At 70.4% G+C, this 23,516-nt stretch carries 29 protein-coding genes; 7 read left to right on the forward strand and 22 right to left on the reverse strand.

The features are described from left to right. The first annotated feature begins 10 nt into the window (after positions 1–10). From J3A75_RS15865 to J3A75_RS15880, 4 genes are read left to right on the forward strand one after another with little or no spacing between them, the layout of a single operon-like run. The gene (locus J3A75_RS15865) at positions 11–2,317 is read left to right on the forward strand and encodes a response regulator (protein ID WP_209650421.1); all 2,307 of its coding nucleotides are present in this window, start codon (positions 11–13) and stop codon (positions 2,315–2,317) included. Then, the gene (cheB, locus tag J3A75_RS15870) at positions 2,314–3,381 is read left to right on the forward strand and encodes a chemotaxis-specific protein-glutamate methyltransferase CheB (protein ID WP_070999472.1); all 1,068 of its coding nucleotides are present in this window, start codon (positions 2,314–2,316) and stop codon (positions 3,379–3,381) included. Before J3A75_RS15865 ends, cheB begins: the two co-directional genes overlap by 4 nt. After that, complete coding sequence (locus J3A75_RS15875) at positions 3,378–5,096, forward strand: response regulator (protein WP_012319162.1); 1,719 nt, start codon at positions 3,378–3,380, stop codon at positions 5,094–5,096. Before cheB ends, J3A75_RS15875 begins: the two co-directional genes overlap by 4 nt. Next, positions 5,093–6,979 carry a response regulator gene (locus tag J3A75_RS15880; RefSeq protein WP_063111703.1) on the forward strand — a complete coding sequence of 629 codons (1,887 nt, stop codon included), beginning with the start codon at positions 5,093–5,095 and terminating at the stop codon, positions 6,977–6,979. Before J3A75_RS15875 ends, J3A75_RS15880 begins: the two co-directional genes overlap by 4 nt. A 420-nt stretch (positions 6,980–7,399) precedes the next feature. Here the strand turns inward: J3A75_RS15880 and rplQ are convergent, their stop codons facing one another. The 5 genes from rplQ to rpsM all read right to left on the reverse strand — a co-directional run bounded on the left by rplQ (position 7,400) and on the right by rpsM (position 10,973). Further along, positions 7,400–7,810, reverse strand: a complete 411-nt coding sequence (rplQ, locus tag J3A75_RS15885) for a 50S ribosomal protein L17 (protein WP_012319164.1) — start codon at positions 7,808–7,810, stop codon at positions 7,400–7,402. A gap of 197 nt (positions 7,811–8,007) precedes the next feature. Then, complete coding sequence (locus J3A75_RS15890) at positions 8,008–9,027, reverse strand: DNA-directed RNA polymerase subunit alpha (protein WP_010686165.1); 1,020 nt, start codon at positions 9,025–9,027, stop codon at positions 8,008–8,010. A 108-nt stretch (positions 9,028–9,135) separates the two neighbouring features. Then, complete coding sequence (locus J3A75_RS15895; RefSeq protein WP_070999473.1) at positions 9,136–10,008, reverse strand: MBL fold metallo-hydrolase; 873 nt, start codon at positions 10,006–10,008, stop codon at positions 9,136–9,138. A 34-nt stretch (positions 10,009–10,042) separates the two neighbouring features. Further along, the gene (rpsK, locus tag J3A75_RS15900) at positions 10,043–10,432 is read right to left on the reverse strand and encodes a 30S ribosomal protein S11 (RefSeq protein ID WP_010686167.1); all 390 of its coding nucleotides are present in this window, start codon (positions 10,430–10,432) and stop codon (positions 10,043–10,045) included. A 172-nt stretch (positions 10,433–10,604) separates the two neighbouring features. Beyond that, positions 10,605–10,973, reverse strand: a complete 369-nt coding sequence (gene rpsM / locus J3A75_RS15905) for a 30S ribosomal protein S13 (protein WP_012319166.1) — start codon at positions 10,971–10,973, stop codon at positions 10,605–10,607. Between the two features lie 250 nt (positions 10,974–11,223). Here rpsM and J3A75_RS15910 point away from each other — a divergent pair, with 250 nt between their 5' ends. Beyond that, the gene (locus J3A75_RS15910) at positions 11,224–11,580 is read left to right on the forward strand and encodes a hypothetical protein (protein ID WP_029360798.1); all 357 of its coding nucleotides are present in this window, start codon (positions 11,224–11,226) and stop codon (positions 11,578–11,580) included. 62 nt (positions 11,581–11,642) lie between these two features. On the opposite strand, the gene J3A75_RS15915 is transcribed toward J3A75_RS15910, so the two are convergent. From J3A75_RS15915 to J3A75_RS15995, 17 genes are all read right to left on the reverse strand, one after another. After that, positions 11,643–11,873, reverse strand: a complete 231-nt coding sequence (locus J3A75_RS15915; RefSeq protein WP_043073699.1) for a hypothetical protein — start codon at positions 11,871–11,873, stop codon at positions 11,643–11,645. Positions 11,874–11,967: 94 nt separating this feature from the next. Further along, positions 11,968–12,570, reverse strand: a complete 603-nt coding sequence (locus tag J3A75_RS15920) for an adenylate kinase (protein WP_012319169.1) — start codon at positions 12,568–12,570, stop codon at positions 11,968–11,970. A gap of 170 nt (positions 12,571–12,740) precedes the next feature. After that, a complete protein-coding gene (gene secY / locus J3A75_RS15925) occupies positions 12,741–14,087 on the reverse strand; it encodes a preprotein translocase subunit SecY (RefSeq protein WP_012319170.1) in 1,347 nt (448 codons plus the stop codon). 151 nt (positions 14,088–14,238) lie between these two features. Further along, the gene (rplO, locus tag J3A75_RS15930; protein ID WP_209650422.1) at positions 14,239–14,742 is read right to left on the reverse strand and encodes a 50S ribosomal protein L15; all 504 of its coding nucleotides are present in this window, start codon (positions 14,740–14,742) and stop codon (positions 14,239–14,241) included. Positions 14,743–14,752: 10 nt separating this feature from the next. Then, on the reverse strand, positions 14,753–14,944 hold the full coding sequence (gene rpmD, locus J3A75_RS15935) for a 50S ribosomal protein L30 (protein WP_012319172.1): 192 nt from the start codon (positions 14,942–14,944) through the stop codon (positions 14,753–14,755). Positions 14,945–14,956: 12 nt separating this feature from the next. Continuing rightward, entirely contained in the window at positions 14,957–15,544 is a 588-nt protein-coding gene (rpsE, locus tag J3A75_RS15940) for a 30S ribosomal protein S5 (protein ID WP_010686175.1), read from the reverse strand. 104 nt (positions 15,545–15,648) lie between these two features. Further along, positions 15,649–16,011, reverse strand: a complete 363-nt coding sequence (gene rplR, locus J3A75_RS15945) for a 50S ribosomal protein L18 (RefSeq protein ID WP_012319174.1) — start codon at positions 16,009–16,011, stop codon at positions 15,649–15,651. A 10-nt stretch (positions 16,012–16,021) separates the two neighbouring features. Further along, complete coding sequence (gene rplF, locus J3A75_RS15950; RefSeq protein WP_012319175.1) at positions 16,022–16,555, reverse strand: 50S ribosomal protein L6; 534 nt, start codon at positions 16,553–16,555, stop codon at positions 16,022–16,024. Positions 16,556–16,577: 22 nt separating this feature from the next. After that, positions 16,578–16,973, reverse strand: a complete 396-nt coding sequence (rpsH, locus tag J3A75_RS15955) for a 30S ribosomal protein S8 (protein WP_012319176.1) — start codon at positions 16,971–16,973, stop codon at positions 16,578–16,580. Positions 16,974–16,983: 10 nt separating this feature from the next. Beyond that, a complete protein-coding gene (gene rpsN / locus J3A75_RS15960; RefSeq protein ID WP_010686179.1) occupies positions 16,984–17,289 on the reverse strand; it encodes a 30S ribosomal protein S14 in 306 nt (101 codons plus the stop codon). Between the two features lie 40 nt (positions 17,290–17,329). Further along, complete coding sequence (gene rplE, locus J3A75_RS15965; protein WP_012319177.1) at positions 17,330–17,896, reverse strand: 50S ribosomal protein L5; 567 nt, start codon at positions 17,894–17,896, stop codon at positions 17,330–17,332. Then, positions 17,889–18,203 carry a 50S ribosomal protein L24 gene (gene rplX, locus J3A75_RS15970; protein WP_012319178.1) on the reverse strand — a complete coding sequence of 105 codons (315 nt, stop codon included), beginning with the start codon at positions 18,201–18,203 and terminating at the stop codon, positions 17,889–17,891. The genes rplE and rplX overlap by 8 nt, the downstream gene beginning before the upstream one ends. Further along, on the reverse strand, positions 18,203–18,571 hold the full coding sequence (gene rplN / locus J3A75_RS15975; RefSeq protein ID WP_010686182.1) for a 50S ribosomal protein L14: 369 nt from the start codon (positions 18,569–18,571) through the stop codon (positions 18,203–18,205). Before rplN ends, rplX begins: the two co-directional genes overlap by 1 nt. A gap of 367 nt (positions 18,572–18,938) precedes the next feature. Then, positions 18,939–19,316 carry a hypothetical protein gene (locus J3A75_RS15980; RefSeq protein ID WP_024830095.1) on the reverse strand — a complete coding sequence of 126 codons (378 nt, stop codon included), beginning with the start codon at positions 19,314–19,316 and terminating at the stop codon, positions 18,939–18,941. A 230-nt stretch (positions 19,317–19,546) separates the two neighbouring features. Beyond that, positions 19,547–20,209 (reverse strand): amino acid ABC transporter permease, encoded by a 663-nt coding sequence (locus tag J3A75_RS15985; RefSeq protein ID WP_070999478.1) that lies wholly within the window; start codon positions 20,207–20,209, stop codon positions 19,547–19,549. Beyond that, on the reverse strand, positions 20,206–20,943 hold the full coding sequence (locus tag J3A75_RS15990; protein WP_083374348.1) for an amino acid ABC transporter permease: 738 nt from the start codon (positions 20,941–20,943) through the stop codon (positions 20,206–20,208). The genes J3A75_RS15985 and J3A75_RS15990 overlap by 4 nt, the downstream gene beginning before the upstream one ends. A gap of 19 nt (positions 20,944–20,962) precedes the next feature. Continuing rightward, positions 20,963–21,766, reverse strand: a complete 804-nt coding sequence (locus J3A75_RS15995) for an ABC transporter substrate-binding protein (RefSeq protein WP_199825840.1) — start codon at positions 21,764–21,766, stop codon at positions 20,963–20,965. A gap of 775 nt (positions 21,767–22,541) precedes the next feature. Here J3A75_RS15995 and rpsL point away from each other — a divergent pair. After that, positions 22,542–22,913 (forward strand): 30S ribosomal protein S12, encoded by a 372-nt coding sequence (gene rpsL, locus J3A75_RS16000; RefSeq protein WP_007557568.1) that lies wholly within the window; start codon positions 22,542–22,544, stop codon positions 22,911–22,913. Between the two features lie 128 nt (positions 22,914–23,041). After that, the gene (gene rpsG / locus J3A75_RS16005) at positions 23,042–23,512 is read left to right on the forward strand and encodes a 30S ribosomal protein S7 (protein ID WP_012319183.1); all 471 of its coding nucleotides are present in this window, start codon (positions 23,042–23,044) and stop codon (positions 23,510–23,512) included. Positions 23,513–23,516 lie beyond the last annotated feature (4 nt).

The following is a 23,516-nucleotide window of genomic DNA, read 5'->3' on the forward strand; positions in this document are numbered from 1 at the left end:
GGGCACCCCGTTGGCCGAGGATATCCGCAAGCTCCTGCTCGCCGCCTTCGACGTCGAGCACCGGGAGCACGTGGCGGCGATCCGCGGGGCGCTCGGCAGCGCCACGCCGGACTGGAACGACGTCTTCCGCCGCGCCCACAGCCTGAAGGGAGCCTCCCGCGCCGTCGACCTTCCGGCAGTCGAGGCGGTGGCCCACCGTCTCGAGACTCTGTTCGAGGGCGTGCGGACCGGCGCCACCGCCCTCGATCGCGAGGCGGCCAACGCCGTCCACCTCGCCCTCGACCGGATCGAGTCGTACGTCGCCGGCCTCACCGATGGCGCCGGTCCGGACATGCCGTCCGACGCCCTGGCGGCCCTCGGCCGTGTCCTCCGGCTCCCGGGCGAGGCGCAGCCGGCGCCCTCGCCAGCTCCATCACCCGCTCCACCGCCAGCACCACAGGCCGCTCCGTCGCCGGATCCGACGCCGAGCCCGGCACCGCGTCCGCCCGCCGCGCCGTCATCCCCGCCGGCCGCGACCGCACCGCCGGCGCCGGCCGCCCCCGCGCCGAAGCCCGGCCCCGAGCCGGCGGAGGCTTCCGCGGCGATCCTGCGGGTGCCGGCCGACGCCGTCGAGGCGCTGGCCCGGGCGAGCCACGATCTCGCCAGCACCCTGGCGGGCCAGGCGCCCGCGGCCGACGGGCTCGCCCGGCTCGCCCGCCTCGCCCGCGACCTGCGCGTCGGCGCCGAGGCGCTCGCGGCCGGGGCCGGCGCGGAGCGGCCCGAGTGGCGCGCCCTCGCGGCGCGCGCGGGCGCCTTCGCCCGGGAGGCCGCGGACCTGTCGCGGCGCCAGGCCTCCGCGACGAGCGCGGTCGAGGGTGCCGCGACCCGCGTCCGCGCCGCGGCCGAGCGCCTCGCCCTGGTCCCGGCCGAGACCGTCCTGGCCCCCCTCGCCCGGTCGCTGCGCGAGACCGCCCGGGAGCAGGGCCGCGAGGTCGATCTCGACCTGCGGGGCCTCGATCTGCCGGTGGAGCGCGGCACGCTGCAGGCCCTGAAGGATCCGCTGCTCCACGCCCTGCGCAACGCCCTCAGCCACGGCTGGCAGGCGCCGGAGGTGCGGCGCGCGGCCGGCAAGCCGGAGGCCCTGGGCCTCGGCCTGGAGGTCGCGGTGCGCGGCTCCCGCCTCCAGGTCACCGTGTTCGACGACGGGCCCGGCCCGGACCTTGCCCGGATCGAGGCGGCGGCCCGCGAGCGCGGCCTCCTCGCCCCCGGTTCCGCCGCGGAACCCGACACCCTGCTGCGCCTCGTGTTCGAGCCCGGCTTCTCCACCGCCGAGGCGGTCGACACCCTGTCGGGGCGCGGCTACGGCCTCTCGGTGGCCGCCGACGCCGCCCGCCAGCTCATGGGCAGCGTCCGCCTGGAGCCGCGCGACCCGGCCGGCACCGCCCTGATCTTCAGCCTGCCGCTCTCGGCGGCCCGGCGCAGCCTGCTGCTGGTCGAGGCGGCCGGGCGCAGCTACGCGCTCCCCGGGGGCGCCGTGGAGCGCCTCCTGCGCCTGAAGCGCGGCGAGCTGCCCGTCGCCATGGGCCGGACGATCGTCCGCCTCGGCGACGGGGAGGCCGCGACGAGCCACCCGGTGACGGATCTCGCCGCGATCCTCGGACAGGTCGCCGATCCGGCCGATCCCGGCACGCTGACCGCCGTGGTGCTGCGGACCGGCGGCGGCCGTCTGGCCCTGGCGGTCGACCGCCTGCACGACGTCCGCCCGTTCCTGGTCCTGCCCGCGCCGGATTTCGGCGCCGATCCGGGGCTGATCGCCGGCACGGCGGTGCTGCACGGGGACGTGCCGGTGCTCGTCCTCGACCCCGAGGGGCTCGCGGCGCGCGCCCAGGCCGGAATCTCGGGCAGTTCGCTCGGAACGATGGCGCCGGCTCCACGTTCGACGACTCACGCCACGCCGGGCGCGTCCGCGCGCGCCACGATCCTGGTCGTCGACGATTCGATCACCACCCGGACTTTGGAGAAGGGAATCTTGGAAGCCGCCGGCTACCGCGTGGTCGTGTGCGTCGACGGGCAGGACGCCCTCGACCGGCTGCGCGCCGAGATCGAGCCTGTGAATCTGGTTCTCGCCGACGTGGAGATGCCGCGCCTCGACGGGTTCGGCCTCCTGAAGGCCCTGCGGGCCGACGAGCGCTTCGCCCGGCTGCCGACGATCCTGATGACCTCCCGCGGGGACGCCGCCGACGTCGCCCGGGGCCTGGATCTCGGCGCCGACGCCTACCTGACCAAGCAGAAGTTCGACCAGCGCCAGCTGCTGGATACGATCGGGCAGCTCCTATGACCCCCGTCCGCGTGATGCTCGTGGAGGACAGTCTCGTGGTGCGCGAGCTGCTGCGCCACATCGTCTCCCGCGACCCCCGCCTCGAGCTCGTGGCCGCGGTCGCCTCCGGCGAGGAGGCCCTCGACAAGCTCCGGACCGTGCGACCGGACGTGATCTCGATGGATATCCGCCTGCCCGGCATCGACGGCCTGGAGACGACCCGCCGGATCATGGCCGAGCTTCCGACCCCGATCGTCGTGGTGGCGGATTCGGTCGAGGATTCCTCCCTGCGCATCTCGATGAACGCGCTCCGGGCCGGGGCCCTGTCGGTGGTCGAGAAGCCCGTGGCCACGACCCATGCCGGCTACGAGGGTGTGGCCGGCGAGATCTGCACGCAGCTGCGGATCATGGCCCAGGTTCCGGTCATCCGCCGCCGCCCGATCGGCACCGAGTGGGCCGGCCGCGGCGCCGCCGCGCCCCAGGCGCCGCCGGCCGAACTGCCCGGGCAGGCCCCGAGCCTCCTGGGCATCGCCGCCTCCACAGGCGGTCCGCCGGCGCTGGCGCGGGTGATCGGCGCGTTGCCCAAGGACTTCCTGCTGCCGGTCCTGGTCGTCCAGCACATGGGCGCGGCCTTCATGGACGGGTTCGCCAGCTGGCTCGACAGCGTCGTGACCCTGCCGGTCTCCCTCGCCCAGGACGGCGAGCGCGCCGAACCCGGCCGGGTCTACGTGGCACCGGGCGACCGCCACCTGGAGATCGGCTCCGGCCGGATCCTGCGGGTGATCAATTCCGCGCCGGTCTCGGGCCAGCGCCCGGCCGCCACCGTGCTGTTCCGGTCCATGGCCCGGCAATCCGGAGCGTCCGGCATCGGCGTGCTGCTCACCGGCATGGGCGAGGACGGGGCCGTCGGGCTCGCCGACATGCAGAAGGCCGGCGCCCAGACCGTGGCCGAGCACGAGAGCACCGCCGTCGTCTACGGCATGCCGGCGGCGGCCGTGCGTCTGGGGGCCGCCCGGGCCGTCCTGCCCCTCGACCGCGTCGCCGACCACGTCCTGCGCCTCGTGGATGCGGGGGCGCGGCCGTGAGCGAGGCCGGCACGTCCGAGGTGCCGGCCCGGATCCTGCTGGTCGAGGATTCGGAGACGCAGGCCCTGGAACTGCGCCTGCTGCTGGAGGCGCACGGCTTCGCGGTGGAGCGCTGCGCCTCCGCCGAGACCGCCCTCGATCATCTCAACCGCAGCCAGCCCGACCTCGTGGTGGCCGATTACCACCTGCCGGGCATGAACGGCGACGAGCTGATCCGGCAGATGCGCCTGTCCCTGCGCACCCGGGCCCTGCCCGTCCTGATGCTGACCGGCGGCAGCGGCGGCGAGCGCCAGGGCCTGGAGAGCGGCGCCGACGCCTACCTGCCGAAATCCGCCGACCGCGACCTGATGATCCTGCGCATCCGCGCCCTGCTGCGCGAGCGCCGCCCGACGACCGACGGCGAGGGGCCGGGCGCGGCCGCCTTCCGGCGGGGGCGCGTCCTGGTGATCGACGGCAGCGCCACCTACCGGACCTTCCTGGCCGGCGTGATGGGCCAGGACGGACACCATGTGGCGAGCGTCGACGGGCCGGAGGCGGCGCTGGCCGCCCTGGACGCGGCGGCCGGCGACGAGGCCTTCGACTGCGTGACGGTCGATCTCCTGGGCCACGCCTATGACGGCCTCGCCCTGTGCCGGGCGATCAGCCAGCGGCGCTCCGGCCAGGCGGCCGGCGCGGGCTTCCACCTCGTCGGCATCGCCGGCAGCGATCCGGCCAAGGACTTCCTCGTGGAGGCCTACGCGGCCGGCGCCGACGACGTTGTCTCGAAGACCGACGCCGAGGTGCTGGCGCTGCGGGTCCGCGGCTTCGTGCGGCGGCGCCTCCTGGAGGAGGATGACCGGCGCATCGCCGGCCAGTTCGGCGAGCGCGAGCGGGCTGTGGAGCGCGCCCGCGCCGAGGCCGAAGCGGCCGAGGCCCGGGCGCGCCTCGCCGACGCCCTGGAACGGGCCAATCGCGACCTCGCCGACGCCAACCGCCAGCTCACCGAGGCCCAGTCCAAGCTCGTCCAGGCCGCCAAGATGGCCTCGCTGGGCGAGCTGGTGGCCGGGATCGCCCACGAGATCAACAATCCCCTGGCCTTCATCCTGGCCCACCAGGGCACGGTCGAGCGCCTGCTCGGCGAGTTGCCGGACGCCGCCCCGGAGGCGGCCGCACGCGCCATCGACAAGGCCCGGCAGCGGGTCGGCTCGATGCGGATGGGGCTGACCCGGATCCAGGATCTCGTGCTGAACCTGCGGAAGTTCTCGCGCCTCGACGAGGGCGAGCGCGCCCTGGTCAACGTGCCGGAGGCGATCGAGACGGTCCTCGCGCTGATCCAGCACAAGCTCGGCGAGCGCATCGCCGTGGAGCGCAGCTTCGCGGGGCGTGCCGAGATCCACTGCACCCCGGCGCTGCTCAACCAGGTGGTGATGAACATCCTGGGCAACGCCGCCGACGCCATGCCGCAGGGCGGCACGATCCGGATCACGACGCAGTCGAACCCCGAACTCGACGAGATTCGCATCAGCGATACCGGTCCCGGCATTCCAGATACGCTGCGCGAGAAGATCTTCGAGCCGTTCTTCACGACGAAACCGGTCGGATCCGGTACGGGCCTGGGTCTTGCGATTGCCTACAGCGTCGTTCAAGCGCATAGCGGCTCGCTCACCGTGGAGACGGCCCCGGGTGGGGGAGCCTGCTTCGTGATCGGGATTCCGCGGCAGGCGGCCAGTGCATGAGTGACGGTACGGCAGGTGTAGGGACGATCCTGGCCGTCGACGACGAGCCGGACATCCTGATCGCCCTGGAGGACCTGTTCGAGGAGTCCTACCGGGTTCTGACGACCTCGCGCCCGGCCGAGGCGCTGGAGATCCTGCGCGCCGAGCCCGACATCGCCGTCGTGCTCTCGGACCAGCGGATGCCGGGCCTCACGGGCGACGCGCTCCTCGCCGAGGCCCGCACCTTCCACGACGCGCAGGCGATCCTGCTGACCGGCTACGCCGACATCACCGCGGTGATCGCCGCCCTCAACCGGGGCGGCATCGTCGGCTACGTCACCAAGCCCTGGGATGCCGGATTGCTCCGCTCCACCGTCCGGCAGGCCTTCGAGCGCCACCGCCTCGGCCGGGACCTCGCCACCGAGCGGGCGCTCCTGCGCGGACTCCTCGACCACGCCCAGGACGCGATCAGCTTCAAGGACGCGGCGGGCCGCTTCGTGCGGCTGAACGGCCGCAAGGCCGCCCTCCTGGGCCACGACGTCGCCGCCAGCCTCGGGCGGCGCGAGGACGAACTTCTTGGACCGAAGGCCGAGGCCGTGACGGCGGCGGACGCGGCGGCGGTCCGGTCCGGCGCGGTGGCCGAGAGCCTCATCAGCGACGGCCCGACCGGCGCCGAGCAGTGGAGCCACGTGACGCGGGTGCCGATCCGCGACGCGAGCGGGGCGATCAGTCACCTCGCGATGATCGAGCGCGACGTGACCGAGCAGCGGACCCTGGAGGCGCGCCTGCGCCAGTCGGACAAGATGCAGGCGCTGGGCACCCTCGCGGGTGGCATCGCGCACGACTTCAACAACCTGCTGACCGCGATCCTCGGCAGCCTCGAGCTCGCCGGCCCGAAGGTCGCCGACCAGCCGCGGGTCCAGCGCCTGATCGAGAACGCCCGCGGCGCCGCCGAGCGCGGGGCGTCCCTGACCAAGCGTCTCTTGAGCTTCAGCCGCGCCCACGACCTCCAGGCGCGCCCCGTCGACGTGAACACCCTGATCACCGGCATGAGCGACCTGTTCGGCCGGAGCCTCGGCGGCCTCGTCACGGTCCGGACCGACCTCGAGGACGGTCTGCCGGCGGTCCAGGTCGATCCGGACCAGCTCGAGCTCGCCGTGCTCAACCTGTGCATCAACGCCCGGGACGCGATGCCGGACGGGGGCGCGATCACGGTGGCGACGCGCCGGCTCGCCATCAGCGGCGATCCCGAGATCGCCGACGGTCCCTATCTCGGCATCAGCGTCACCGACGAGGGCACCGGCATTCCGGAGGAGATCCTGCGCCGGGTCTGCGAGCCGTTCTTCACCACCAAGGCTGTCGGCCAGGGTACGGGGCTCGGCCTCGCCATGGTGTTCGGCCTCGCGCAGCAATCCAAGGGGCGGCTGGTGATCGACAGCGTGGTCGGTCGTGGCACCCGCGTCGAACTCGCCCTCCCCTTCGCCGATCAGGCGCCCGAGCAGGCCGCGGAGGCTTCCGGTGCCGTCCCGGTCGCCGGACGGCGCGCCCGCGTCCTGATCGTCGACGACGATCCGCAGGTCCGCCACGTGACCGCCTCGTTCCTCACCGCCTTCGGCCACAGCACCACGGAGGCCGGCGACGGCGAGGCCGCCCTCCGTCTCCTCCAGGACGGCCGCTACGACATCGTCGTGGCCGACCTGGCCATGCCCGGCATGAGCGGCATCGACCTGGCCGCCGAGATCCGCGACCGGGATCCGGGCCTGCCGGTCCTGATCCTCACCGGCCATGCCGAGGCGATGCAGATCCCCGACGACCTGCCGGTCCTCACGAAGCCGTTCCGCTCCGCCGATCTCGCCGCTCGGGTCGCGACGCTGCTCGACGGCGGGGCCGAGCCCGCCACCTGACGGGGGGCTTGCAACCAATCGATTGCCGGCTCATTCTCTCTCCGTGGGGCTCGCAGGCCCCCGGGTTACGAAGAGGAGGTGGACCATGAGCAATCACGGCATCTTCCCGCGCCGCAGGCGTGACAACGACCTGGACCAGGACGGTCCACCGGACGAGTCCCGGCAGGGATAGGGGTTTTCGGAGCGCGGCGCGGTCGAGTTCCCGGCCTGTCTGAGACGGGCCGCCAGGGCGAGCTCCCGCGACCATCCGAGACGTGGACCCTGCTACAGACCCGTCGGCGCGAGCCGGCGGGTTTTTTCATGCGCCCTCGATCGCTCCACGCCGGCTGCGAGACCGAGCGCGCCGAAACGCGAGAAGCCGCCCCGGAGGATCCGGGACGGCTTCTCAGGGACCGGGAGCGTCGGGACGCCCGGTGCCGATCAGGCGGCGTCGGCGACCTGGCTCGGACCGGAATCCTTGCCACGGGCGTCGACGTCGCGGTCGACGAACTCGATCACCGCGAGCGGGGCGTTGTCGCCCTGACGGAAGCCCGCCTTCATGATCCGGCAGTAGCCGCCCGGCCGGCCCTTGTAGCGCGGCCCGAGCACGGTGAAGAGCTTCTTGACCATGTCGGCGTCGCGCAGCTGCGCCATGGCGAGGCGGCGGGTGTGCACGCTGTCGATGCGGCCCAGCGTGATCAGCTTCTCGACGACCGGACGCAGGTCCTTCGCCTTCGGCAGGGTGGTGATGATCTGCTCGTGCTTGATCAGCGCGGCGGACATGTTGGCGAACATCGCCTTGCGATGCTCGGCGGTGCGGTTGAAACGGCGGCCGCGATAGGCGTGACGCATGGTGCTGGCTTCCTTCTGGTCTCGGCCGCCGTGCCACGGTACGGCCGGGTGCCCCGTTGAGGCTGTTGCTCTCCGCTTGACCCCGCGGCGGGATTTTGCGGGACTTCGCGTCGGCTCGGCGAGGTCCCGGGTCTCGATCGGCCCTACGAGCGGCGCCGCCTAGCGCCGCCCAGTTCGGCCCGAGGCGGCTGCGCCTCTCAGTAGTGTTCTTCGAAGCGCTTGGCGAGATCCTCGATGTTCTCCGGCGGCCAGCCGGGGATGTCCATACCGAGGTGCAGGCCCATGCCGGCGAGCACTTCCTTGATCTCGTTGAGCGACTTGCGGCCGAAGTTCGGGGTCCGCAGCATCTCGCCCTCGGACTTCTGGATCAGGTCGCCGATGTAGACGATGTTGTCGTTCTTCAGGCAGTTCGCCGAGCGGACCGACAGCTCCAGCTCGTCGACCTTCTTGAGCAGCGCAGGGTTGAAGGGCAGCTGCGGCGCGAGCGGCGCGGCCTCTTCCTTGCGCGGATCCTCGAAGTTCACGAAGACCTGCAGCTGGTCCTGGATGATGCGCGCGGCGTAGGCCAGGGCATCCTCCGGCGAGACCGCGCCGTTGGTCTCGACCGTCATGGTCAGCTTGTCCTTGTCGAGATCCTGGCCCTCGCGGGTGGTCTCGACGCGGTAGCTGACCTTGGTGACCGGCGAGAACAGCGAATCCACCGGGATCAGGCCGATCGGCGCGTCCTCGGGGCGGTTGCGCTCGGCCGGGACGTAGCCCTTGCCGGTGGCGACCGTGAACTCCATGCGGATCTCGGCGCCGTCGTCGAGCGTGCAGATCACGAGGTCGGGGTTCAGGATCTGGATGTCGCCGACCGTGCCGATGTCACCGGCGGTGACGAGGCCCGGGCCGGTCTTGCGCAGGGTCATGCGCTTGGGCGCGTCGGTCTGCGAGCGGATCGCGATGGTCTTGATGTTGAGGACGATGTCGGTGACGTCCTCGCGCACGCCCGGGATCGACGAGAACTCGTGCAGCACGCCGTCGATCTGCACCGAGGTCACGGCCGCGCCCTGGAGCGACGACAGGAGCACGCGGCGCAGGGCGTTGCCCAGCGTCGTGCCGAAGCCGCGCTCGAGCGGCTCGGCGACGACCGTGGCGACCCGCTTGGGGTCGTCGCCGGTCGTGACCTGCAGCTTGTTCGGCTTGATCAGTTCCTGCCAATTCTTCTGAATGACCACGATCCTACCTCTCGTCCTTGCCCGGGATCCGCGACGCCCGTCCCCGCGCTTCGGCCGCTCGGTGCCGCCCCCTGGCGCCCCGAACGGTCCCTGAATGTCTGTCCGCCGTTACTCGCCGCCGACCCACAGCACCGGCACGAAGCTGTAGCCAGCCCCGTCCCGGTCCACGTAGCCGAGCGCCGGGAATTCGAGGTGGCCGCCGGCGATGAGCGTCCGCTCGCTGGCCACCTCGTCCAGGATCCGCTTGCGCGTCTCCCGGGCCTGGTCGCCGTCGACGTCGAAGCCGACGCCGGCCTCCGGGTTCTTGAACTGGATCGCCGGCAGGTGCACCACGTCGGTCCACATCATCAGCGACTGTCCACCGGAGACGATGCGGAAACCGCAATGGCCCGGCGTGTGTCCGGGCAGATGGACCGCCGTGATCCCCGGGAGGACCTCGCCGCCGCGGTGCTCGCGCACCTTGCCGGCGTAGGGCGCCAGGGACTTCCGGGCGCCCTCGAAATAGGGCTTCGCGGCCTCGGGCGCCTGGGCCAGGGCCGCGTCGGGAAGCCAGTGCGCCGCCTCGTCGGCGTGCAGCACGATCTCGGCGTTCGGGTAACGCGCCGCGCCGTCCTTCACGAGACCGCCGACATGGTCGGGGTGCAGGTGGCTGACGAGCACCGTGCCGATCTCCTCCGGCATCACGCCGGTGACCGCGAGCGCCGCGCCGGCCCGGCCGAGGGTCGGCGCCGGCGCGAGGTCGCCGTAGCCCGTGTCGATCAGGGTCGGCTTGAGGCCGGGACCCGTGATCAGGAAGGCGTTCAGCGTGATCTTGGGCTGCTCGGTGCGGAAACCCGCCACCTGGAGCCGCCCGGCCTCCTCCTTGGAGATGCCCGTGACGAGATCGAGGCTGGCCTGGAACCAGCCGTCGTTGAGCGCGGTGACCGTGAGGTCGCCGAGTTTCCAACGCAGCACGCCCGGAAGCGGCTTCGATCCCGTCATGAGCTTCTCCGTCAAAGGGCTTCGCAGGCTCGGATCAGACGCGGCGGCGCTTGCGCGGCCGGCAGCCGTTGTGCGGGATCGAGGTGACGTCGCGGATCGAGGTCACCGTGAAGCCCGCCGCCTGGAGGGCGCGGAGCGCGGACTCACGGCCCGAACCCGGACCCGACACCTCGACCTCGAGGGTGCGCATGCCGTGCTCGGCGGCCTTGCGGCCGGCATCCTCGGCGGCGACCTGGGCGGCGTACGGGGTCGACTTGCGCGAACCCTTGAAGCCCATCGCGCCGGCCGACGACCACGAGATCGTGTTGCCCTGCGCGTCCGTGATGGTGATCATCGTGTTGTTGAACGAGGCGTTCACGTGGGCGACGCCCGACACGATGTTCTTGCGCTCGCGGCGGCGGACGCGTTGCGGTTCCTTGGCCATTCTCGTCTCACTCTTCCTTCAGGCACGCCCGTAACACCAGGCGCTCGGGATTGTTTTTGGGACTTGGCCGGCGCGTCCGTGCAGGATCGCCGTGCCAAAGCCGGGCCCCCCGCGGGACACCCGGCGTGACGGGAAGGAGGCCGAGCGAAGCGCAGCCTCCCGATCCCAAAACTTACTTCTTCTTGCCGGCGATCGGCTTCGCCTTGCCCTTGCGGGTGCGGGCGTTGGTGTGGGTGCGCTGGCCGCGAACCGGCAGCTGCTTGCGGTGGCGCAGGCCGCGGTAGGCGCCGAGATCCATCAGGCGCTTGATGTTCATCGAGACCTCGCGGCGCAGGTCGCCCTCGACGAGGTAGTCGCGGTCGATCGTCTCGCGGATCTGCAGAACCTCGGCGTCGGTCAGCTGGTTGACGCGACGCTCGGCGGGGATGTTCACCTTCTGGGTGATCTCCTCGGCCTTCTTGGCGCCGATGCCGTGGATGTACTGGAGCGCGATGACGACGCGCTTGTTGGTCGGGATGTTGACGCCTGCGATACGGGCCACGATCACTCTCCATCTGGGGCCCGATGATCCGGGCCGGTGTCGCGCGCGTCCGGTGGAGGCCGGCCCCTGCGCGCGTGAAACGACGACGCGGCCCGCGGGCGGCCCCGGACAGGGCACCTCGGACCATCGTTCGGTTGGACGAAGGAGGGCCTGCTAGCGCGCGGGCGGCCCGATGTCAACGACGGGTCGCCATGGTTCTGTCCCCCCAAGCGCACGGTGCGCGCCCACAATGTGTGATCGAGGAGCGGAGATGGCGGTCCTGACGAGCGACGGCGCGACCCTGCGGTCCTTCGCCGATTCGGTGCTGCGCGCCGCGGAAGAGACCCTGGAAGAGGTCATGCCGGTGACGCTGGCGGTGATCGGCGGCGTGCTCGCCGAGGCGGAGCCCGGCTCGGTCGCGCTCCAGGACGGGGACGGCGGGCCGCCGCTGCTCTGGGCGACCCTCGCCGGTCGCCGCATGGTGTTCCGCTACAACACGATGACGGCGATGATCGAGCTGCGCGACGGAACGGCCGAAGGCTACCCGTTCCGCCTGTTCGGCCACCGGTCGCTGCAGATGGACATCGTCAACTTCTTCGGGAGCCTCCGCCGCGAGGGGCGGATCTGAACGACGGAGCCGGGGGCGATCGCCGGATCTCGGGACAGCGCCCCCTGCGCGCGGACCGCGTCTCAGCGGAAGCCCTGGTTCCGTAGCCGGCAGTAGCCGCCCATGTTCTGGTAGCCCGCCGGGCAGCGTCGAACGCAGGTCCCCGCCGCGTACTTGAGCGGCGGCCGGCAGGCGTGGCGGAACCGCTTCTGGCCGTACACGAAGGACTGGGCCGGGCTCTGCGCGAAGGCCGGCAGCGGCGGGAGGGCCACCGCGAGCAGGAGCGAGGCGGTGGCGAGGAGGCGGACGGTCATGGCGTTTCCGATCGTGGATCCGCCCCATAACCCTCCGCGATCGCGCCGGGTTCACGGGCGCGCTTCACTTATCGGTCAGCGCGCCGCGATCGCTTCAGGAAGCGACGCGCTCCTCGTGGGGCTCCAGCACCGCCATCAGGTCGGCGGTGACCTTGTCGATCGGCTGCATGCCGTCGACGGTCTCCAGCGTGCCCTTCTGCGCGTAGTAGGCGGAGAGGGGCGCCGTCTGGGCGCGGTAGGCCTCAAGCCTCTGCTTGAACACCTCCGGCGTGTCGTCCTTCCGCACGGCCTGGCCGCGGGCCAGGGTCTCGGCGGCGCGCTTCTCGATGCGGCCGACCAGGGCGTTCTCGTCGACCTTCAGCTCGACGACCGCGGAGAGGCTCAGACCCTTGCTGGCGAGCATCTCGCCGAGCGCCTCGGCCTGCGCGACCGTGCGCGGGAAGCCGTCGAGGATGAAGCCGCGGCGGGCGTCCGGCTCCTCGATCCGGTCGGCGACGATGCCGACGACGATCCGGTCGGAGACGAGGCCGCCGGATTCCATCACGGCCTTGGCCTCGAGGCCGACCGGCGTGCCGGCGGCCACCGCGGCGCGGAGCATGTCGCCGGTGGAGAGCTGCGGGATGCCGAAGCGCTGTACGATCCGCTCGGATTGCGTCCCCTTCCCCGCACCGGGCGGCCCGAGCAGAATGATACGCATGGCGTTGTCCTCGTTCGGCCCACTCTCTCAGTGGGCACAAGCCGTGGTGGCGAAGCCTCCCTGGCATCGCCGGGTTCGGGATTTTCTAGCCGGTCCGGGCCGGTGAGGCATCCAGACCTTTGGGCCAGAGGCGGGAGTGTCCTCGGGGTCGGCCCGCCTCTGTAGCAGGCTCAGCGCCGCCGTTGCGTGGTCGAGGCGCCACGCAGCTTGGCCTTCTTCACGAGGCCCTCGTACTGATGGGCCATCAGGTGCCCGTGGATCTGCGCCACCGTGTCCATCGTGACCGAGACCACGATCAGCAGCGAGGTGCCGCCGAAGCCGAGGCTGGCCGCCGCGTAGGACGACAGGATCTCCGGGCAGAGGCACACGAAGGTCAGGTACAGGGCGCCGATCACCGTGATGCGGGTCAGCACCTTGTCGATGAAAGCCGCGGTGCGCTCACCCGGGCGGATACCCGGGATGAAGCCGCCATGCTTCTTCAGGTTGTCGGCCGTCTCCTGCGGATTGAACACCACCGCCGTGTAGAAGAACGTGAAGAAGATGATCAGCGCCGCGTAGAGCACCATGAACAGCGGCGTGCCGTGGCCGAGATAGGCGGTGACCGTGCCGAGCCAGCCGGTGGCGCCACCGTTGGCCGAGAAGCTCGCGGCGGTGGCCGGCAGCAGCAGCAGCGACGAGGCGAAGATCGGCGGGATCACGCCCGAGGTGTTGAGCTTGAGCGGCAGGAACGAGGTCTGGCCCTCGTACATGCGGTTGCCGACCTGGCGCTTCGGGTAGTTGATAAGCAGCCGGCGCTGGGCGCGCTCCATGAACACGATGAAGTAGACGAGCGCCACGGCGGCGACGCCCACGCCCAGGATGATCGCCGGCGACAGGGCGCCGGTCCGGCCGAGTTCGAGCGCGCCCGCGATCGCCACCGGCAGGTGGGCCACGATGCCGGCGAAGATGATCAGCGACGAGCCGTTGCCGATGCCGCGCGAGGTGATCTGCTCGCCGAGCCACATCAGGAACAGGGTCCCGCCCGTCAGCGTGATCACCGTCGAGGCCAGGAAGAACGGGCCCGGATCGATCGCGGCCGAGGAGCCCTGGAGACCAATCGCGATGCCCCAGGACTGAACCAGCGCCAGCACCACCGTCAGGTAGCGGGTGTACTGGTTGATGACCTTGCGGCCCGACTCGCCCTCCTTCTTCAGCGCTTCCAGGCTCGGGATCACCGAGGTCAGGAGCTGCACGATGATCGAGGCCGAGATGTAGGGCATGATGTTCAGGGCGAAGATCGCCATGCGCTCCACGGCGCCGCCCGAGAACATGTTGAACAGGCCCAGCACGCCGCCCGCCTGCTGCTGGAAGTTCCGGGCGAACTGCTCCGGGTCGATGCCGGGGATCGGGATGTACGTGCCCAGACGGAACACCACGAGCGCGCCGAGCGTGAACCAGATGCGCTTCTTCAGCTCATCGGCCTTGGCGATCGCACCGAAATTGAGATTGGCGGCAAGCTGCTCGGCGGCTGAGGCCATAAGCGTCGCGTCCTGGAAGTGTCGCCGGGCGAGCGGCCCGGATGAAATGAAAACGGCGGCCCGCGTGGTCGCAGGGCCGCCGCTCGAAGGATCGGCTTAAAGGGTGCGCGGAGCCCGTGCAACGGGTCCCGCGGTCGCCCCGTCGCGTCCGTCAGGCCGTGGCCGCCTCGCTGCCGCCGCGGGTGGAGGCACCCTGGGCGTAGACGACGTTGACCGAGCCACCGGCCTTCTCGACCGCCTCGACGGCGGACTTGGAGGCGCGGGTGACCTCGAAGCTGAGCTTCGCGGTGATCTCGCCGACACCGAGCAGCTTCACGCCGTCGCGGGGACGGGCGATGATGCCGGCGGCGACCAGGCTCTCCACCGTGACGGTGGCGGCCTTGTCGAGCTTGCCCGCGTCGACGGCCTCCTGGATCCGGCCGAGGTTCACCTCGTTCAGGTCCTGGGCGTAGAGGTTGTTGAAGCCGCGCTTCGGCAGGCGACGATGCAGCGGCATCTGACCGCCCTCGAAGCCCTTGATGGCCACGCCGGTCCGGGCCTTCTGACCCTTCACGCCGCGACCCGCGGTCTTGCCCTTGCCGGAGCCGATGCCCCGGCCCACGCGCATCCGGTCCTTGGTGGCGCCGGGATTGTCGCTGATCTGGTTGAGCTTCATCGGGACCTCCTCACGCCACGTCGCCGTGGACGCGCACGAGGTGCGCAACCTTGCGGATCATGCCGCGCACGGAGGGCGTGTCCTCCAGCTCGGACACGCGGTGGAGCTTGTTGAGCTTGAGGCCGATCAGCGTCTGGCGCTGGCTGGCCTCGCGGCGGATCGGCGAGCCGATCTGCTCGACGCGGAGAGTCTTCTGTGCCATCGGACCCTCCCCTTACGCGACCGCGGCTTCGGACTGGTCGGCCGGGTCGGCGTCGCGGCGACGGGCCTGGAGGCTCGACACCTTGATGCCGCGGCGGGCCGCCACGGAGCGCGGGCTGTCCTCGTTCTTGAGCGCCTCGAAGGTGGCGCGCACGAGGTTGTAGGGGTTCGAGGACCCCAGCGACTTGGCGACGACGTCCTGCATGCCGAGCGTCTCGAACACGGCGCGCATCGGGCCGCCGGCGATGATGCCGGTGCCCTGCGGGGCCGCGCGGAGGATCACCTTGCCGGCGCCGTGGCGGCCGTTGACGTCGTGGTGCAGGGTCCGGCCCTCGCGGAGCGAGACGCGGATCAGACCGCGCTTGGCAGCCTCGGTCGCCTTGCGGATCGCCTCCGGCACCTCGCGGGCCTTGCCGTGGCCGAAGCCGACGCGGCCCTTCTGGTCGCCGACGACGACGAGGGCGGCGAAGCCGAAGCGCCGGCCGCCCTTCACCACCTTCGCGACGCGGTTGATGTGGACGAGCTTGTCCACGAACTCGCTGTCGCGCTCCTCGCGGTCTTCGCGGCGGCCGCGGCCCCCGCCTTCACGTTCACGTGCCATGTTGTCTACCTATCCATCTCACTGACGCGGCCGGCGGGGCCGCTCGCTCGATCGGGTTTCGGATCTGCCGGGCGAAGAGGATCCGCCCGGCCCGCCGTCGTGACTCAGAACTCCAGGCCACCCTCGCGGGCGGCCTCGGCCACGGCCTTGACGCGGCCGTGATAGATGTAGCCGGAGCGGTCGAAGATCACCTTCGTGACGCCCGCGGCCTTGGCGCGCTCGGCGACGAGCTTGCCCACCGCGGTGGCGGCGGCGACGTCGGCGCCGGTCTTGAGTTCGCCCTTGAGGGCCTTGTCGATCGACGAGGCCGAGGCCAGCGTCTTGCCGGCGACGTCGTCGATGACCTGCACGTAGATCTGCTTCGACGAGCGGAACACCGAGAGCCGCGGGCGGCCGTTGGCGGCGGCCCGCAGCGCGCGGCGGACGCGCGCCTTGCGGCGATCGAGGGCTTCGAGCTTGCGAGACATGATGCCCTCCTTACTTCTTCTTGCCTTCCTTGCGGAAGATGAACTCGCCCGCGTACTTCACGCCCTTGCCCTTGTAGGGCTCGGGTCCGCGATATTCGCGGATCTCGGCGGCGACCTGACCGACCTGCTGGCGGTTGATCCCGGAGATCGTGATCTCGGTGGGCTTCGGGGTCGCGATCGTGATCCCGGCGGGGATCGCGTACTCGATGTCGTGGCTGTAGCCGAGCGACAGCTTGAGCGCCTTGCCGGCCATCGCGGCGCGATAGCCGACGCCGGTGATCTCGAGCTTCTTCTCGAAGCCCTTCGAGACGCCCTCGGCGATGTTGGCGATCTGCGCCCGCGACGTGCCCCACAGGGAGCGCGCCGGCTTAGACTGGTTGACGGGCTGCACCTCGATGGCGCCGTCCTTCATCGCCACGTTGACGAGGGCGGGAACGACGAACGACAGCTCGCCCTTCGAACCCTTCATCTTCACCGTCTGACCGGTGACCGTGGCGGTAACGCCGGCCGGCACGGGGACCGGCTTCTTGCCTACGCGAGACATGGGATAACCTCCTCCGTCCCGATCAGAACACGGTGCAGAGCACTTCACCGCCGACGTTGCGCTCGCGCGCCTCGTGGTCGGCCATGACGCCCTGCGGGGTGGAGACGATGGTGACGCCGAGGCCGTCGGCCACGTGCGGCAGCTCGCCGACCGACGAGTAGACCCGGCGGCCCGGCTTCGACACGCGCTTGATCTCGCGGATCACCGGGCGCCCGTCGTAGTACTTGAGCTCGATGGCGAACTCGGTGCGGCCGTTGCCGAGGTCCGTCGCCGCGTAGTCGCGGATGTAGCCCTCGGCCTTCAGGACGTCGAGGACGCTGGCGCGCAGGCGCGAGCCGGGCGTCTGGACGACGTTGCGACGGCGCAGCTGGCCGTTGCGGATGCGGGTGAGCATGTCGCCCACGGGATCGTTGACCATGGGGACCTCCTTACCAGCTCGACTTGACCAGGCCGGGGATCAGGCCCCGGTTGCCAAGCTCGCGCAGCGCCACGCGCGAGATGCCCATCTTGCGGTAGTAGGCGCGCGGACGGCCGGTCATGCCGCAACGGTTGCGGATGCGCGTGGCCGACGAGTTGCGCGGCAGTTCCGCGAGCTTGAGGCGCGCCTCGAAGCGCTCCTCCATCTCGAGGGCGTCGTTGTTGGCGATCTCCAGGAGCGCCTTCCGCTTGGCCGCGAAGCGCTTCACCAGCGCCTTGCGGGCCTCGTTCTTCTCGACTGAGCTTTTCTTCGACATGTCGTCTATCTCCGGTGTCCGCGTCTGAGACCCGAGGGCCTCACTGCCGGAACGGGAACTTGAAGGCGGCGAGCAGCGCCTTGGCCTCGGCATCGGTCTTGGCGGTGGTCGCCACGACGATGTCCATGCCCCACATCTGCTCGGCCTTGTCGTAGGAAATCTCCGGGAACACGAGGTGCTCCTTGAGACCCAGGGCGTAGTTGCCGCGGCCGTCGAACGAGCGCGGATTCAGGCCGCGGAAGTCACGCACGCGCGGCAGCGCGATGGTGATCAGCCGGTCCATGAACTCGTACATGCGCTGCTTGCGCAGGGTCACCTTGCAGCCGATCGGCATGCCCTCGCGGACCTTGAAGGTCGCGATGGCCTTGCGGGCCTTCGTGATGACCGGCTTCTGGCCGGCGATCAGGGCCAGATCGGCCGCCGCCACCGAGGCCTTCTTCGAGTCCGCGGTGGACTCGCCGACGCCCATGTTGATCACGATCTTCGTGATCTGCGGCACTTCCATCGGGTTCTTGTAGCCGAACTCTTCGATCAGCTTCTGGCGAACCACCTCGTCGTAGTGCTTGCGCAGGCGCGGGGTGTAGGCGTTCTTGTCGGCCTCAGCCATCGATCTGATCCCCCGTGGTCTTGGCGAACCGGACCTTGCGCCCGTCTTCGAGGATGCGGAAACCCACGCGGGTCGGCTTGCCGTTGGCGTCCGCCACCGCGATGTTCGAGAGCTGGATGGCGGCCTCCTTGGAGATGATGCCGCCTTCCTGGTTCTGGGTCTGCTTCTGGTGCTTCTTCACCAGGTTGATGCCGCGCACGAAGGCCCGGCCTTCCTTCGGCAGAACCTGGATCACCTCGCCCGACCGTCCCGAGTCGCGGCCAGTGAGCACGACGACCTTGTCGCCCTTCTTGATCTTGGCAGCCATTACAGCACCTCCGGAGCCAGGGAGATGATCTTCATGTGGTTGCGGGCGCGGAGCTCGCGCGGCACCGGTCCGAAGATACGGGTGCCGATCGGCTCCTTCTGGTTGTTGATCAGGACCGCGGCGTTCTTGTCGAAGCGGATCACCGAACCGTCGGCGCGCTTCACGTCCTTGGCCGTGCGGACGACGACCGCCTTCATGACGTCGCCCTTCTTGACGCGACCGCGCGGGATCGCCTCCTTGACGGAGACGACGATCACGTCGCCCACGCCGGCATACTTGCGCTTCGACCCGCCGAGAACCTTGATGCACATCACACGGCGTGCACCCGAGTTGTCGGCAACGTCCAGATTCGTCTGCATCTGGATCACGTGCGTGACTCCTTGTTTCAGGCGGGTTTCCGCACACGGACGGTATTGCCCGGCGGACGACGCCTGATGGGGACCTGACGTCCCCGGCTCATGTGTTCGACCGCGCTGGCGGTGTTTTGAGACACCGGCGCGGTCACCGCGTTCACGGGGTGCGAGCACCCATCGGAAATGTCGCGAAGGCCGGGCGCATACTACGGGCGGCCGCCGATGGCAAGCCGACCGGCGGGAAATCGTCGCCGCCGCATCGGGGGCTGATCCGGCGTCGGGGCCTGTTGGCGGTGCCCTGGCGGAGCCCGGGCCCCGGACGCGCGACGACCGGCACGCCTGTCGGCGCACCGGTCGGTTGTCGCGCGGCGGTCGGAATCGATCAGATCGGCTGGCCGGCCGTCTCGAACAGGAAGCCGTCGAGGCTCGGGATGGTGACCGAGGCCCCGCTCGCGGGCTTCGACAGGCGCCAGGGCCGCTCCGAGCGGGCGCGAATCGCCTCGGACGGGCGGAGCCGCCGCATCCGGCCGTCCTCGCCCACCTCCTCGATCGCCAGGAAGCCGTAGACTTGCAGCCGCGAGGCGGTGAGCTTGAGGCCTCGATCCTCCGCGGCGACGACCATGCTGCCGGTGGCGTAGACCGCGTCCAGCAGGGAGCGCTGCTCGCTGCGGCGACGGTTGCGCGCCTCCCGCTCGCCGGGGGCCTGGGCGGGAATCGGCCGCCGGAACGGAACGACGTTGCTGACCGCGACGCAACCCATACGCAACACCCTCGACGCGAACCTGCGGCGGCGACCTGGCCGCCCGATGAGCGCGACAATTCGATGGATCGCTTTAATTCTCCGTAGACCGTGCCGGCGCGCGCCTGCCCCGATCCGGTACGCCTTGCGCGTGTGCCCGGAGGAATCGGCCACGTCCCGCGGGCCGGCTCGGGCGCGTGGGCCCTTCGGCCGCTCCGTCACTTGGCGCGATGCGCCGGGACCTTGCCGGGTCACCTCACACGGGAGGCCAGCCCGTCCAGGGAGACGCACAGGACGCCGTAGACGGCACCGACGAAGAGGAAGATCTCGGCCGGGTAGATCATGGCGCGGTTGTTCACCTGCGCGGCCACGAAGGACAATTCGGGCACGCCGATCACGTAGGCGAGCGACGTGTCCTTGAGGAGCGTGGTCCACTGGTTGACGAAGGACGGCGCCATGGCGCGCAGCGCCTGCGGCAGGATGACGAATCGCAGGGTGCGCCAGGGACCGAGGCCGAGCGCCAGGCCGGCCTCCCACTGGCCGCGGCCGACGCTCGCGATGCCCGACGCCACGCCGTAGGACAGGTAGGCGCCTCCGACGAGCGACAGCGCCGCCGCGACCGTACCGGCCTCCGGGATCGACACGCCGAACAGGATCGGCAGCAGGAAGTAGGTCCAGAAGATCAGCATCACGACCGGCACGGCGCGGAGGAAGCCGAGCCCGGCGGTGAGGATCGTCCGGGCGGCACCCGCACTCACGGCCAGGACGACGCCGAAGATGAGCCCGAGTGCGGCCGAGGCGAGACCGGACAGGCCGGAGAGAATCAGGGTCAGGGCAAGCCCGCCGACCGGTCCGTCGGGCCAAGCCCCGACCAGCAGGTAGCCGAGATTGTCGATGACGATCGAGGGGTTCATCGGTGCCGGCCCGGGGGACGGAACCGGCGGCCGAGGATCTGCCCGGCCGTCTCCACCGCGGCCGCCGCGCCGACATAGAGGAGCGTCGCGATGCCGAAGGCCTGGAAGGTCTCGAAGGTCTCGGTCTCGACCTGCCGGGACGCGTAGGACAACTCCGCGAGGCCGATCGTCATGGTCAGCGAGGTGTTCTTGAGCGTGTTCAGGTATTGGCCGACGATCGGCAGCCAGGCGACGCGCAGGGCCTGGGGCAGCACGATGTGGCGGAACGCCTGGACGGGCGCCAGGCCCAGGGCGAGGGCGGCCTCCCGCTGGGTGGACCGGACGGCCCCGATGCCGGCGCGGAGTTCCTCGGCGATGTAGGCGCCCGCGTAGAGCGCGAGCCCGCAGAGCCCGGCGAGGCTCTCGTAGGCGGGCCAGCGCAGGGCGCCGAGTCCCAGGTCCAGGACGTGCGGCGCGTTGAGCCAGGCCGTCACGCCGTGCGGCAGAGCGGCGGCGACCGCGAAGTACCAGATGAAGAGCTGGACCAGCAGCGGCGTGTTGCGGACGATGCCGACCGAGAGGGTGACGACACCGCGTCCCGCGCGGCCGCCCGCCTCCCGTAGCCCGCACGCCGCGAAGCCCAGCGCTGTGCCGGCGAGGCAGGTGGCTGCCGACAGGGCCAGGGTGACGCCGAAGCCCTGCAGCAGCCAGGCGAGGTAGCGCGGCGCGAGCGCGTCGCCGACCAGTGGAGTCATCGGTGCCGGGCCGGCTCGGTCAGCGACGGTCCCCGATCCGGAACAGGCGCGGCAGGGGCTGCTCGGTCTCGGGCCCGAACCAGCGGTCGTAGATCGCGGCCGCCCGCCCGCTCGCCTCCAGGCCGCGCAGAGTCTCGTTCACGAGATCCCGCAGGCGCGTCTCGCCCTTCGGGATGCCGACGCCGATATAGTCGTTGGAGATACTGAAGGCGGGAATCTCGTAGTTCTCCCGGTCCGGCACCTTCGCGAGCAGCCCGACCAGCTTCGGACCGTCCTGCGTGATCGCCTGAACGTTGCCGTTGCGCAGCGCCGTGAAGGCGAAGGGCGTGTCGTCGAAGGCTACCACGATGGCCCTCGGGAAATCGCGGCGCAGGACGATCTCATTGGTTGTGCCCTTGTCGGCGCCGATCCGGAGCCCGTTCAGCTGCTCCGGCGACGACAGGGTGCCCTTCTTCGCCAGGAATTGCTGGCCGGAGGCGAAGTACGGGATGCTGAAATCGAGCTGCTTGGCCCGCTCGTCCGTGATGGTGAAATTCGCCAGAACCAGATCGACCTTGCCGGAGGTGAGCAGCGGGATCCGATTCGCCGGATTGGTGGGCCGAACCTCCAGCTTGACGCCGAGCGCGTCGGCGATGGCCTGCGCGTACTCGACGTCCAGGCCGTTGATCCGCTTCGTCGCCGGATCGACGAAACCGAAAGGTGGGTTGCTGTCGAAGGCGGCGACCCGGAGAACGCCGGCCTGTCGGATGGCGTCCAGACGGTCGGCCAGGGCGGGGCCCGCAGACAGGACGATGGCGAGGGCGAAGGCGAAGAGGCGGCGCAAAGGTAGCTCCATCAGATCGTCGGAAGTCCGTACAGGTGAAGGTATTGCCCAGTTTCCCGGATATTCTCGGTCTGGCTGTGCGTGTGGAGAATAATTAACAGATCGAGATGCGTATTGATTCAGTCCATGCTGCGCTCAGATGAGCGACAGCGCGGCGCTGAGTCGGGAAACGACCCATCATCATCTCGAGCATGCGGCTAAATCAACGGGAAAAGATTTCCTTTATTCTCTGACGGCGTGGGGATCTCGCCGAGACCGCCGGCGGCGAGGGACGCATTTTCCCGCCGTGCCGGAGGGCAGGTCTTCCTCGATCCGCCCCGGCGCGGGCGTGGCGCCGGAAGTGGCGCGGCCCGGCCGGTCTGCGTTGACCCGGCCGACAGCCGTGGGCGATAAGCGATCCGACAGCGGTCGCGCAGGCGCGGCGCCAGATGGCGCGGCCTTGACCGATCCTTAACCTCAGCCGCGGTGCAGTTTTCTGCCGTAACCGCATTGACCTGAGGGGCAACCGCGTCTAGAAGCGCGCCACTTCGGACGGCCATCGCCTGCCGACGGCCCACGGGCAAACCCCCGGAAGCCGCCGCCATCGCCCCGAGCGCTCCGAGGGTTCAAATCGCCTGACGCTGTAAGTCAGATCCGTAGGTACGAGCGCGTTCGTTTCGGGCGTGCTCCTCTGCCCACACCGCGCCGAGGGTCCGTGACAGGCCCTCCGGCGCATATTCGTTTTGCGGACTGCCCTGCGCAGTTCGGACTAGGTGACCGAGGAAGAGGGCACAGGATGCCGACGATCAACCAGCTGATCGCCCAGCCGCGGAAGATCCAGCGGAGCCGCAACAAGGTTCCGGCGCTCGACGCTTGCCCGCAGAAGCGCGGCGTCTGCACCCGCGTCTACACGACGACCCCGAAGAAGCCGAACTCGGCGCTCCGGAAGGTCGCCAAGGTGCGCCTCACCAACGGTTTCGAGGTGATTGGCTACATCCCGGGCGAGGGTCACAACCTTCAGGAGCACTCCGTGGTGATGATCCGCGGCGGCCGCGTGAAGGATCTTCCGGGCGTGCGCTACCACATCCTGCGCGGCGTGCTCGACACGCAGGGCGTGAAGAACCGCAAGCAGCGCCGGTCGAAGTACGGCGCCAAGCGGCCGAAGTAAGTCGGACGCCCGGATATTTCCCGGGCGCCGGTCCGTGTTTCCACGGCCTCGTAAGGATGTCGCCGGCCTCAGGGCTGAGGCGACCTGCGCGGGGCGCTTAAGATCTTTTCGTTCGAGAGTCTCAGAAGATGTCCCGTCGTCACTCTGCCGAGAAGCGTGAGATCATCCCGGACCCGAAGTACGGGGACGTGGTGCTGACGAAGTTCATGAACTCCATCATGTACGAGGGCAAGAAGTCGACCGCCGAGCGGATCGTCTACGGCGCCTTCGACATCGTCGAGAACCGCGCCCGCGCCAACCCGATCGAGGTGTTCCGCGCCGCGCTCGACAACGTGGCCCCGATGATCGAGGTCCGCTCCCGCCGCGTCGGCGGCGCGACCTACCAGGTCCCCGTCGAGGTCCGCACTGAGCGCCGCCAGGCGCTGGCGATCCGCTGGCTGATCCAGGCCGCGCGCTCGCGGAACGACCGCACCATGGTCGAGCGCCTCTCGGCCGAGCTGCTCGACGCCGCCAACAACCGCGGCAACGCCGTCAAGAAGCGCGAAGACACGCACCGGATGGCGGAAGCCAACCGCGCCTTCTCGCACTACCGCTGGTAAGCGG

The organism is Methylobacterium sp. PvP105 (genome assembly GCF_017876975.1).
Taxonomy (GTDB): Bacteria; Pseudomonadota; Alphaproteobacteria; order Rhizobiales; family Beijerinckiaceae; genus Methylobacterium; species Methylobacterium radiotolerans.